The organism is Microcoleus sp. BROC3, assembly GCF_036702515.1.
Lineage (GTDB): Bacteria > Cyanobacteriota > Cyanobacteriia > Cyanobacteriales > Microcoleaceae > Microcoleus.
Genome location: NZ_JAUBTQ010000001.1, coordinates 105164 through 117631 on the forward strand (window position 1 = coordinate 105164; position 12468 = coordinate 117631).

General features: G+C 45.7%; 11 protein-coding genes. 7 read left to right on the plus strand and 4 right to left on the minus strand.

The window, feature by feature from the left end:
• The first annotated feature begins 127 nt into the window (after window positions 1-127).
• The 5 genes from QUB30_RS00515 to QUB30_RS00535 all read left to right on the plus strand — a co-directional run bounded on the left by QUB30_RS00515 (window position 128) and on the right by QUB30_RS00535 (window position 4508).
• A complete protein-coding gene (locus QUB30_RS00515) occupies window positions 128-1099 on the plus strand; it encodes a sodium-dependent bicarbonate transport family permease (protein ID WP_333327517.1) in 972 nt (323 codons plus the stop codon).
• A 1-nt stretch (window position 1100) separates the two neighbouring features.
• Window positions 1101-1412, plus strand: coding sequence for a P-II family nitrogen regulator (locus tag QUB30_RS00520; RefSeq protein WP_333327519.1), 312 nt, complete (start codon window positions 1101-1103; stop codon window positions 1410-1412).
• A gap of 560 nt (window positions 1413-1972) precedes the next feature.
• A complete protein-coding gene (gap, locus tag QUB30_RS00525; RefSeq protein WP_333327522.1) occupies window positions 1973-3004 on the plus strand; it encodes a type I glyceraldehyde-3-phosphate dehydrogenase in 1032 nt (343 codons plus the stop codon).
• Between the two features lie 149 nt (window positions 3005-3153).
• A complete protein-coding gene (locus QUB30_RS00530; RefSeq protein ID WP_333327526.1) occupies window positions 3154-3519 on the plus strand; it encodes a DUF1823 family protein in 366 nt (121 codons plus the stop codon).
• Between the two features lie 293 nt (window positions 3520-3812).
• A complete protein-coding gene (locus QUB30_RS00535; protein WP_333327529.1) occupies window positions 3813-4508 on the plus strand; it encodes a CsgG/HfaB family protein in 696 nt (231 codons plus the stop codon).
• Between the two features lie 182 nt (window positions 4509-4690).
• Here the strand turns inward: QUB30_RS00535 and QUB30_RS00540 are convergent, their stop codons facing one another.
• Window positions 4691-7009, minus strand: coding sequence for a protein phosphatase 2C domain-containing protein (locus QUB30_RS00540; protein ID WP_333327532.1), 2319 nt, complete (start codon window positions 7007-7009; stop codon window positions 4691-4693).
• Between the two features lie 803 nt (window positions 7010-7812).
• Between QUB30_RS00540 and QUB30_RS00545 the strand changes: the two genes are divergently transcribed.
• A complete protein-coding gene (locus tag QUB30_RS00545) occupies window positions 7813-8280 on the plus strand; it encodes a hypothetical protein (protein WP_333327534.1) in 468 nt (155 codons plus the stop codon).
• A 210-nt stretch (window positions 8281-8490) separates the two neighbouring features.
• On the opposite strand, the gene QUB30_RS00550 is transcribed toward QUB30_RS00545, so the two are convergent.
• The 3 genes from QUB30_RS00550 to QUB30_RS00560 all read right to left on the minus strand — a co-directional run bounded on the left by QUB30_RS00550 (window position 8491) and on the right by QUB30_RS00560 (window position 11626).
• Window positions 8491-8835, minus strand: a complete 345-nt coding sequence (locus QUB30_RS00550; RefSeq protein ID WP_333209099.1) for an NAD(P)H-quinone oxidoreductase subunit M — start codon at window positions 8833-8835, stop codon at window positions 8491-8493.
• 75 nt (window positions 8836-8910) lie between these two features.
• Window positions 8911-9432, minus strand: coding sequence for a hypothetical protein (locus QUB30_RS00555; protein WP_333327537.1), 522 nt, complete (start codon window positions 9430-9432; stop codon window positions 8911-8913).
• 187 nt (window positions 9433-9619) lie between these two features.
• Window positions 9620-11626, minus strand: coding sequence for a pentapeptide repeat-containing protein (locus tag QUB30_RS00560; RefSeq protein ID WP_333327540.1), 2007 nt, complete (start codon window positions 11624-11626; stop codon window positions 9620-9622).
• Between the two features lie 25 nt (window positions 11627-11651).
• Between QUB30_RS00560 and QUB30_RS00565 the strand changes: the two genes are divergently transcribed.
• Window positions 11652-12452 (plus strand): ion transporter, encoded by an 801-nt coding sequence (locus QUB30_RS00565; protein WP_333327543.1) that lies wholly within the window; start codon window positions 11652-11654, stop codon window positions 12450-12452.
• Window positions 12453-12468 lie beyond the last annotated feature (16 nt).

Genomic DNA, 12468 nt, shown 5'->3' on the forward strand with positions numbered 1-12468 from the left:
CCTATTTGGCGGTATTTAGCCCGATCGAGCTTTCGCTTCAAAAGTTCGATCGCTCTATCGATCCCTTCTCGTGCAACAATTACTGGGGAAGTAATATTAAAAACGCAAGAAATGGGAGTGAACGATCGTGGATTTGAGTTTAGTAGCGTCAAATATCTTAAATCCCCCAATATTAGCTTTTTTCATGGGAATGCTGGCAATTTTTCTCAAATCTGATTTAGAAATTCCAGCGCCCATCCCCAAACTGTTTTCGCTGTATCTGCTGTTCGCGATCGGATTTAAAGGCGGCGTCGAACTGTCCAAAAGCGGAATTGACCAGCAAATCGCCCTGACAATTTTTGCAGCGATGCTGATGTCAATCTTAGTACCAATTTATACTTTTTTTATACTGAGGATCAAACTCGACTCCTACAATGCCGCGGCGATCGCAGCCACCTACGGTTCCATCAGCGCCGTCACATTTATCACCGCAACTTCCTTCCTCACAGCACAGGGGATCGAGTTTGACGGTTACATGGTAGCCGCGCTAGCATTAATGGAATCCCCGGCAATTATAGTCGGTCTCATTCTAGTCAGTGTATTTGGCGGGGAAGAAGGAAAACGCGAAATAGTTTGGCCAGAAGTGTTGCAAGAAGCATTCCTAAACAGTTCAGTTTTTCTGCTGATTGGCAGCCTAATTATGGGCATACTAACAGGAGAACACGGTTGGCAAGTTATGAGTCCGTTTACTCAAGACTTATTTTACGGAGTTTTGACTTTTTTCTTGCTAGACATGGGCCTAGTTGCGGCCAGCAGAATTAAAGATTTGCAAGAAGCAGGAGTTTTTCTGATCGGCTTTGCAATCCTAATTCCCATACTCAACGCAGTAATTGCTTTGCTAATAGCCAAATTAATCGGACTGCCGCAGGGAGACACTTTGCTGTTTGCTGTATTGTGCGCGAGTGCTTCTTATATAGCAGTACCAGCAGCCATGCGCCTAACAGTTCCCGAAGCGAATCCAAGTCTTTACATTTCAACTGCCTTAGCAGTGACATTTCCATTTAATATCATTGTAGGCATTCCCCTGTATCTATACGGAATCAATATGTTTTGGAGGTGAGATGATGGAGTCAGTCAAAAGAGTAGAAATCATAGCCCACTCGGTAGAACTCGGCAAGATTTTAGACGGTTTAGACAAAGCTGGCGTCCCAGGTTATTCGGTGATTCGTGATGTCGCAGGAAAAAGCACTAGGGATCACGTTTCCCGCAATTCATCAATGACGATGCTGGATAACGTTTATGTGCTGGCTTTTTGCGATCCCGCTCAAATATCTGCTGTTGCAGAAAATATTAGACCAGTTCTCAATAAGTTTGGCGGATCGTGTTTTATTTCGGATGCGGTGGAACTACTAACTACTAAGTGCGTCGGGTAGAAAGCTGAGTGATGAGTGATTAGTGATGAGTGACTTGATTATTCAGTCCTCTCAGCTAGGACGAAAGTAGGGACACGGCATTGCCGTGTCCTTGCGTGTATCTGCGACTTTAATCCTAGGCTTTGTGCGGCGACAGCCACCGCGAGGAGCTCACTTTTGCATCCCAGCTAGAAATTGGAGTTTTGAGGCAGGAGGCAGAAGGAAAGAGTCAGAAGAAGTATTTTTACAAATATGAGATGTTCCTCAGCCACCACTGGTGAGAATACCAATCCATTTTGTTTTTTTTATAAGTTTTTAGTTATTACTTTAGCATGATTTTAAAAAGGCTATTTTGAAAATAATTTCTGTCTATTGTAGCACTTTTACAAGTTTACAATCATCAGCAATCAACCATTAGCCAGCGGTAATTTCAGGATTAATTACCCTTCGCCGCCGCCGACTTCAGAATTCTTAAGAGATAGAAAAGAATCAGTTAAAAAAATCCGTTAGCGTGGTAAATTCTAAGCCACAACAGGCGATCGCCCGATCGAGCAGCGATATTTTCAAGAGGAGTTTAAATCATGGCTACCCTAAAAGTTGGCATCAACGGATTTGGTCGCATTGGACGGCTAGTGATGCGTGCCGGCATCAAAAACCCCAACATCGAATTTGTCGGCATTAACGACTTAGTTTCGCCAGACAACCTGGCTTATCTTTTCAAATACGACTCTACCCACGGCATTTACGACGGTGAAGTGGAAAGCAAACCAGACGGCATTGTCATTGACGGAAATTTTATACCCTGCACAGCGATTAGAAATCCGGCAGAATTGCCTTGGGGTAAAACGAGTGCAGACTATGTTGTAGAATCTACCGGATTGTTTACAGATTTTGAAGGCGCATCAAAACACTTGACGGCGGGAGCAAAACGAGTAATACTTTCAGCACCAACAAAAGACCCGGAAAAAGTTCCAACTTTTCTAGTAGGCGTCAACCACCACAAATTTGACTCAGCCAAAGATACGGTTGTTTCTAATGCTAGCTGTACGACGAATTGTTTAGCACCAATTGCCAAAGTAATTAACGATAACTTCGGTTTGGAAGAAGGTTTAATGACTACAGTTCACGCGATGACAGCTACTCAACCAACTGTAGACGGGCCCAGCCAAAAAGATTGGCGGGGAGGACGCGGTGCGGCTCAAAATATTATTCCATCTTCGACCGGTGCAGCAAAAGCTGTTACTTTGGTGTTGCCAGAATTGAAAGGAAAATTGACGGGAATGGCTTTGCGCGTGCCAACTCCAGACGTGTCTGTAGTTGACCTTACTTTTAAAACGGCGAAGGAAACTAGCTACAAAGAAATTTGTGAAGCTATGAAAAAAGCCTCTCTTGGCGAACTCAAAGGCATTCTCGGATATACTGAGGATGCAGTAGTTTCGACGGATTTTCAGGGCGACGCGCGATCGAGCATTTTCGATGCAGGTGCGGGAATTGAACTTAATTCTAAGTTTTTCAAAGTCGTTTCTTGGTACGACAACGAGTGGGGTTATTCTAGCCGCGTGATTGACTTAATGCTGTCGATGGCCCAGAAAGACGGGATTTTGAATAATTAATTTTTTGGGGGGTGGCATTTTGGGCGGGCTAGAAGCCCACCCCACAAACAAACTCCTATGATTATTTTGTGGAACGGGCATCTTGCCCGTTCCTGAGCATAGTACCTAATGTGAGTTAAACTTGTTTTGTTTCCGATTCGATCGCGCTCATGTCTGAATTACCACCGCTGAATAACGAAACTATTTGGGCAATCCTCAACGAAGAGATAGACGATGCTGCCGTCAACCGATTAGTTTGGCAGTATCTGGGCTACCGCTGCGATGCCGAGACTGGCAAGTGGAACAGTGCAGGTGTTGCACCCGAGTGGCGTCAAGAGTACCCGGAACCGCCGGATTTTATCGATTCTAGGCCGGCGACGGTCAAATTGACTCGATCGACTCCTCCAGAAAACAAGCAGTTGCTGAAGGAAAAATTGGGGTTTAAAGGCTATAAAATTGGGGAATTTGGGCCCAGACAGACTCGCAGGGCGACGATGGCTAATTGGTTGATGGGTTTTATGGAATCTGGGGCGTAAGAGGAATTTTGGATGGCTGTGCGGTTGTTGCCACCGTTACAGTACAGAGATATGAGATTTTTTGGCAGGAAAACCCCTAAATCCCTATTAAGGATTGGAACCTTGATTAAACTCTTCCTTTCTTTCTCTGCGTCCTCTGCGTCCTCTGCGGTTCATTAACAAAAATTAAGCCTGTTGAAAGTCAAAAAAAGACTACAAATCACCACTTCCAACCTCCTCACCCCCAACCCTGACATCGGGCTGTTCCGTAAAGTATCCTAGAGTCGGCACAAAACAACTGTGAGGTAAGCTTTATGAAAACAACCACCATATCTCGCTTAACCGGCATTTCCCTCGCTACCCTAATGCTAGCAGGCATTTCAGTCAATGCGACCGCCACACCAGCCACCACCGAACCCGCAACCCAACTCGCCCAAGCAACTGCCAAAAAGCGCCTAGTCGTCATGGACTTCGACTACGGCCCCACCAACAGCTATTACACTTCCTACAGGGGAGTCGGCGCGGCCAAAGGCATCAGCGAACTGCTAATCAACGAACTCGTCAACAACGGCACTTATATAGTAGTCGATCGCAGCAAACTCGAACAAGTGCTCAAACAGCAAAATCGCAGCGGTGCGATGGATGCCGGCACAGCAGCAGAAATTGGCAAGCAGTTAGGAGTTGACGCCGTACTCATCGGCACCATTACCAAGTTTAATATCGACAAACAATCCGGCGGCGGCAGTTTCATGGGAATCGGCGCAGGTTCGCAAAAAACCAAAGCTACCGTTCAAATAGACGTGCGGTTAATCGGTACAGCTTCCGGAGATATTCTTGCCACTGCCAAAGCAGTAGGAGAAGCGGATCAAAGCGATTCTAATATTTCCGTTAGGGGTATTGGTGGCAATTCCGGCAGTAGTAATGAAGACTCACTTTTAAGCGCGGCCGTTGACAAAGCCGTATCTCAAATGGTGACTAAACTTGCAGAAGTATCTAACAAATTAGGTTAGAAATTTTGAAACCTTTTTAGATTCGATCTTGGGAATTATTAAATTCCCAAGATCGAATCTAAAATTATGTCAGCTACTTGACCAGCGATGGTACCAGTTAATCTTAGTTTTGTTTAGAAATCTGCATTTTTATTTCTACTAAATAAGAGCAAAATTGCTCAACATACTCAAGCATTAACAGTTTAATTAGCATTGGGATTTGAGTCAGAATTAACAACGCATTTTCCCTGTTGATTTGGGTTGGGACTTGGGTTCGACGCTACCTTAGAAACGGCATCTCGTTCTTGAATCCATCCTATTTCCCCCTCTTGCAGCTTGGCGATTGCTACTGCATCAACAGTTGGCTTAACTGCCGGGGAAGGCGAGGGAGTTGCCACAGCCGGAGATGGATTGAGTGCGGGTTTTGAAACAGTAGAAAAATCTTTATTTGACTTGGGTTTGGGAGAGTTCGACCGCACTATTTCAGGAATGGAGCAAACTTTCAATTCCAGCCAATTGCCTTGAGGCGTAAGCTGCTTGTTTGTCACCTGCAAAACGCTGCCGGCAGGGACTGTTCCTTTGACCGTCAACTCACCAATTGCGACTCGCAAATCCAAGCGATCGCCCTCTTTTCCCAATTCCCCAGCCGCAGAACTTTTAATCTCTATAAACGAGCCTGTTTCTAAAGATTTTACCGGAGAAGGTAGAGATTTAACTGTTTTCTCCGGCTTGCTTGCAGGATTAATGAAACCGCCTTTCCCGAAAATCGACTCCCCGGCAGTATCGATCGCCCGACCCACCGGAGGGATGAAAAAATAAGCAAATACACCCCCCAAGCCTAATAAAAATAAAATTTTCAGCAGCAGCGAAAATGGGCTTTTGCCTTTTTCCGGTGGCTGTACCAACTGCGTTTTCCCTGGAGAATCAGGATCGCCAATGGCTGGGGGCACAGTCAAATCCGTTGGCACATCGTCGGTGTCGATAATTGGTTCCGGAGGCGTATCTAAAGGTGCGACAGACAATTCTGTAAAATTATTACCGTTTTCCCTCAAATGTGCCTGACAGTGAATTAAAGCAACTGTGACGTTATCGTGACCGTTTCTAGTATTAGCAATCTCGATCAGCCGATCGCGCGCCTTGGCCACATTAATGCTACCGTCGAGAATTGGCAAAATCTCCGCTTCCCAACATTCCTCAACCCGGTCTTTATCGCTCAAACCGTCGGAACACAGCAGCAAAACGCAATCATCATCCACCGGAAAACGCTGCACAGTCGGGTGCAGAGTGTTGGAGGAAGTAATGCCCAAAGCTTGAATCAGAGCCCCGGCGGCCACTTGTTCCAAAGCATCCCGGTAGAGGGAGTAGCCCAAACGCACCTCGCGGCAAGCTACATCGTCGTCGAGAGTAACTTGATAGCAGCCTGTGCGGGTAATCCAGTAAGCCCGACTGTCTCCGACGTGGGCGACGTATAGTTCGTGTATGTGGGCTAAAGCCATAACTAGCGTAGTTCCCATCCGCTGGCGGCCTTGGCGGTGCTCGCTGTCGTTGCGATCGGCTATCTTGTCGTTAGCAGCACAAGCGGCCCGTTCGAGCTTGGAAGTCAGGCTCAGCGGGTCCCAATTAGCTTGATGCAGGGGCATTTGCTGCAACTTATCCCGCAGCACAGCAATCGCTTCTTCGGAAGCGACTTCGCCGCCGTCTTGTCCGCCGATACCGTCGCAGACGATCGCGCAAGCTTCCGATCCCGGATTTCCTCCCCACACCGTACCGCTGGGCGGATAGCAAGCATCTTCGTTGTGAGCCCGGGCTCTGCCCACATCGGTGCCGGTGGCAATCTCAACGTGACGATCGTAAGATCTGCCGCACTTTGCCAAAGCTTTATCCAACTGGCCCATCAGTTGTTCGCCGTGGCGCACTTGACCGGCAACCATTTGCTGGCAAAGTTGCCTCAAAAAATTTGCGATCGCCGGGTGGGCATCTTCGACCCACTGCTGCCACAACTTGCCCAATTGGGACAAATTAGGCGGTTTGCGATCGGGCTGCAATTCCAGAAACCGCACCAATTGTCCTTCCACCCGCAGCAGTTCCGGAGTCAGCAGCGTCGAAGCAACGCCCTGAGCGATACACGGCTGCCACAACTGGGCCATTTGCCACAGCCAATTGAGCTGGCGCATCGCCGCGGCTCCTTTCCAAGAGTCTGCCAATTCCGGCATTAAAGATTCCGTCACCTTCAAAATCGGCCCGTTTTCCAGCAGCCAGATATCTCCCGAGAGCTTGCTCGTCTGCGAGGATACCAGCCCGTATACTTGAGGTACGTGCAATTGATAGGCAAACAGTCTCAGATAAGGAGTGACAACACTCGGAATCTCTTCGGGCAGTTCCGGCAACTGTTCGGGTTGAGTATCGACAACAAGTCGATCGCGCTTGACCAAGTAGCGACCAGCGATCAGATCGCCTGGCCTACACCCTTTGATCCCTTCACCTAAAGCCCATAAGTAGTGTTTTGCCACAGAGTTTTGCATAAGGGTTCCTGACGCCTTTGGGCAAGCGTGCTGATCTGAACTATTTTAGCGCTTGAACCTCGACGGGTTGATACGTGGCGATTATTTGACACCCCCGCTTTCTCAACAGACGGGGATTCTTAAGACTTCGCCGTCCTAATATCCTGATTTTTCAGGTTCCTAGGCTCACAACGTTTGCACTCTTGTGTGCGTAGTGATATCTCCTGACAATATTTTAGGCGTGACTTTCCCCCAGTCTAGGGGTAGGTTTTAATGTCTTGTACTGACACGAATAGTCTACCATTTTGTTGACGCCCGGAGGAATCTTCCTATGAGCTTTCAGGGTTAGACGATCGCGCGACGCCGAAGTCCTCGGCTTGAAAGCACGTTGTTTTCAGCATATTCCTGATAGTGGCCATTTCCGAATAAATCGCCGCTTGAGAGCGAATTGAGATTTTAGACTAACTATAATGGTAGGATGCAGGTACGTAGAAATCACCTCAGCCGGTAGGTATAAATAAATATCAATTCTCGGTTTTCTCGCAAAAGGTGATCCCTGCCTCGTCCCCTAGTTTCGCAGTAGAAGTTAAATTTAACCTTACCCAAAGACGGATACAAGCCCCCAGATTCATCTGTGGAGTCAATCTAAAATCTAAAATCTAAAATCGACTGACGGATGTAAGCCCCCGACACGAGTCGTGGAGAGAAAAAAAAATTAGATATTAGTTCAAGCCCGCAGATTCATCTGTGGAGTCAATCTAAAATCTAAAATCTAAAATCTAAAATCGACTGACCGGCCTCTGCAAGCTGTTGAGTTTTTAACCATGCCCCCACATGAGTCAAGCGCCTTTCCTAAGAATTTGTCCGATCCGAAGCTGCTGCCTGGAGTTGAGGTAGACGAAATGCTGACTAGGATTAAGCATTCTCACGGTCATTACTACAAAATGATGAATCTTGAGGTTTGGGCGCTCGTGGAAACCTTGGATGGGCTGTTTCCCGGCGCTTGGGGTCAGTTTATGACTAACCGCCAAGTTGCAGTTAAACAGTTTTTGGAGCGCGATCGCCACCCTACTAATTTTCCGGCGGTTGATGCTGGGGATGCGGGGGATGCGGGGGATGCGGGGGATGAGGAACAAGCAGGAAGACCCTTGGACTCCTTTCCCTTCGGCTACCCTCAGGGCGATCGGCTAAGCTCAGCACAAGTCGCTCAGGGTAAAAAGAAGGAAGAAGCCACGAGTCAGGAGTCAGGGAATCAGGAGTCAGGAGTCAGAAAAAAGCAGGAAGAAGAATAAAACCCGATTTTCCCCATTCTCCCGATTCTCCGCATCAGAACCTTTCCTTGGTATCGAAGTCTAGAACCTCCTCCATCCCCCCGAAGGCGGGAGATGAAACAGAACACTCTTGTCACCCGCTATTAAGGGGGGATCGAAACTCAGCTACAAGCGAGATTTATTATCGGTTTCAATCTGAAGTTGACACAAATGCCGATCGCCCGATCGCCCTTACAGGTGAATTTTGGCATCCACTTGAGGCAATCCCATGCTGTAGTTGACAGCGCGGCTGTTGAGATTGTAGCTGATTTGGCCTTTTTGGAGGAGCGATCGCACCAAGTGTTCCAACTCCGAACCGATGCGGCGGAGGTTGTACTCGGTCAAGTCTTCGCCCTCGTAAGCGTCTACGAGTTGGTCGAATTTGGCATATACCTCTTTGACTGACTCGTCGTTCCAGTTAAGTTCGTTATCCGGGTCAATGTCGAGCGTCAAAAGGTCATTGCTGGGGACGAGTTCGTTATCTTCGAGGATGGCGGTGTATATACGAATATGGCGGGTTGTTGACTTGAGCTGCATGAGTTCTTATGTGTAAAGATTTTTTGCTGAGTTTATTGTAATGGCTGGGAGATGCGCGGGGAGGGCGGGCGATCGTCAATTTCTCGGAATCCCGAAATATTTTAGTTGTTCGGCCGTCCAATTTTTGTAATATTCAGTTTTCTCTAAAGCATCGGAAGCGGGCTTCAGCTTAGAATTTACTTGAACCGTGAAGCCCGGATACGGCATCCTCCTAGTATGAAGCCCGTCAATATTAAAATCTTCTTCGGGATGAGCGTGAAAAGCCAGCAAGCCCAACTCTGAAATCAGATCGTTCAGTTTGTCTATCAATTCTTTAGTTTGTGGCGCAGTAATTGCTGTTTTTTGAGGATTAATTACTACCATTATTTCAAATTCCGAATTGTAAAATTCATAAATCGATTTCATTATGGCAGAATCGCGATCGAACTCAGTCAGCGCTGAAAAAGGCTCGATTTTGAATAAAATTTGATTGGCCAAGCGTGCTTTTTTAGTGAAGGGACAAATCGGTAAATTGCTAAAAACTGGATGCGGTAACTCGACAAAATCCGTCATCCATCTGAGGGTAGATTCTATAACTTCCGTGTCAGATTCATTCATCGAAAATCTATATACTTGATATTTCACACTAATCATACTCTATTTTTTGGGTGGGCCATGCCAGCCATTGGTTGTCAACTTAAACCGAAAGTCCGGCAGAGGTTTAAACCCCTGGCGGACTTCGGGAAAGAGCGTTAAATTTACACCAATAAATTGCCCACCTTGCTCTTTAATATTGGCATCGAATTTATTCGTGAATTGTGCCATCTGGCATAATTGCACCTGCGAGTTTTGCCGTTTCCAGACCTGCCACGCCACTTAGGTTCGCCCCCTTTAGGTTGGCTTTTTCTAGGTTTGTCCAACTCAAATTTGCCCCGCGCAAATCCGCTGAGCTAAGTGTTGCCCCACTCAAATTTGCAGACATTAAACTTGAGCCGCAGAGATTAGCCTCAGCCAAGTTAGCCCGACTTAAACTTACTCCATCAAGCATTACTCCCACCAGATTTACGCCAGTTAGGTTAGCTTCGCTGAAGTTAGCACGGCTTACTCTTGTATCTTTTAAATTAGCGTTGCTCATGTCGGCTGCAACTAGGTTAGCGTACTCTAAACTTGCCTGTTTCAGGTTGGCTCCACTCAAGTTTGCCACAGCTAGTTTCGCACCTCGAAGGTTTGCTTTACTCAAGTTAGCTTCACTTAGGTTTGCTGTAGTTAGGTCAGCATTATTCAGATTAGCTTCACTCAAATTAGCTGCACTCAAATTCGCCTGAAGGAGTTTTGCGCCCTCCAACTTTGCCTTGGTTAAGTTTGCACCACTCAAATTAGCTTCGCTCAGGTTGAAACCACTCAGGTCAACACCAGCTAGGTTTACGTTGGAAAGTGAAGCATCAGCAACAATTAAGTAAGCACCTGCTTTAACAGGGTCAAATTCTTTGGGGAAGATAGTCTGTGCGTTGCACAGCGCTTGTTCAAGTTTGGTTCCTTCAAGGTTTGCCCCTTCAAGGTTTGCCTCAAATAGATTAGTATTACTGAGGTTTGCATTACTCAAATCAGCACCTGCTAAGTGTGATTTTCTCAAATTTAACCCTGTTAAGTTTGCGTTTCTGAGGTTAGCTTTCTTGAAGCTAATATCCAATAACAAATGAGCAATACTGAGATTTACCCCACTCAAGTTAGCTTCACTTAGGTTTACAGCATGCAGAGTTACTTCACTTAAATTTGCATTGAGTAATTGTGCTTTTTCTAAGTTTGCTGAGCTAATATGAGCTTTGTGAAAGTTGGCATGACATAAATTTGCTTCACTCAAGTTAATGATTGATAAGTTTGCTTCAGAGAGTTCTGCACCCCTGAAATTAGCGCTATTCAAGTTAACCTCACTCAGGGATTGTCTGCTCAGATTTACTCCGGCTAGATTTACTCCCACAAAATCTCGTTCTCCCTGATTATACCGTTGTAAAAAATCCTCAGCACTGATAGGGGATTCCAAATTTTCTAGTGCAGAATCATCTATTTTTTCCTCTTCCTTATATTCTCCAGTATCGGCACTCACAGGAGTAGCCATTGGCTGTTCTCCCCCTTCGCTAGATACCGCCTCTTCTCGCAATAGCTTGTCCACCCGATCGCTAAACCGCCTCACAACCTCAGCATCATCAACCTTCTCACCAACATTCGTGCTTTTCTCAACCGCATTTTCAACATAATACTTGTCTACAAAACTTTGCAACCCAGCATTATATCCCTGTCCAACCGCCTGAAACCTCCATTCGCCGTTCTTCTTATACAACCGTCCAAATTCTAAAGCCGTTTCTTGGGAAAATATCTGATTTAAATTGTACCGAACCAATTCGCTAAGAGTGTCTGAATTGTAAAGCCGGATAAAAGCATTTTCAACTTGACTAAAACTTTGATTTTTTTCCTGTCCGTCGTGAATAGTCACCACAAACACTATTTCCTGAATCGCCGCATTGATTTTGCTCAAATCTAGATAAACCGTCTCATCATCTCCCTCAATTTGTCCATTCCTGCTGTCTCCCGAATGCCGCACCGAACCGTCGGGCGATGTCAGATTGTTGTAAAATACAAAATACTTTTCATCAGGAATGCGACCGTCCGCCGCTAACATAAAAACTGATGCGTCAATGTCGCAGTTTTGTGCTGTCTGGCTGACTTGCCACCCCAGGGCGATCGCAATTTTACTGAAATTAGGAGTTTCTTTAGAAAGATTGAACCTTTCACCCTTAGTTAATTCGATACTCATATGCGATAATTCCCTTACCTCATAAATGGTATTAATTATCTCATCTATGTTAACCCGATCGCAAATTGGATTTTATCTCGAAGACATCGAAACCCCCATTGGCAGAACCGTCAATTTAACTCTTACCGGACTCATTCTATTATCTTCCGCCAGCTTCATCGCCGAAACTTACCCGCTTTCGGGGCCTGTTAGAATTAATTTCCAAACTCTCGATACTGTTCTTTTAATCGTTTTTGTAGTTGAGTATTTATTGCGGCTGTGGTGTGCAGAAAATCGAGTTAAATTTATTTTTAGTTTTTTTTCAATTATTGATTTGCTGGCAATATTACCATTTTTGCTGGGATTTGTCAACGTCAGTTTTATCAGAATTTTTCGCTGGTTTAGAATTCTCCGACTCATCCGCTTTCTGGAATTGAAAATTTCTATTTTCCGCATCAGCAGCGAAGATGGGGTGATTTTTGCTCGGATTTTGTTTACTTTGCTGGCAATAATTTTTGTTTATTCTGGTTTGATTTATCAAGTCGAACATCCGGCCAATCCCGAAAGTTTTGGAACTTTTTTGGATGCTGTTTATTTCTCGGTTGTCACCATGACCACCGTGGGATTTGGCGATGTTACTCCGATTTCGGAATCCGGTCGTTTTCTGACTATTTTGATGATTTTGACGGGAATTGCTCTGATTCCTTGGCAATTGGGGGATTTGATTAAACACTTAGTTAAAAGTGCTAATCAAGTAGAAGCTGTTTGTAAAGGTTGCGGTTGGTCTGTACACGATGCTAATGCTAGATTTTGTAAAATGTGCGGCACTCAATTGGATAATAGTTGACTGCTGACTGTTGACG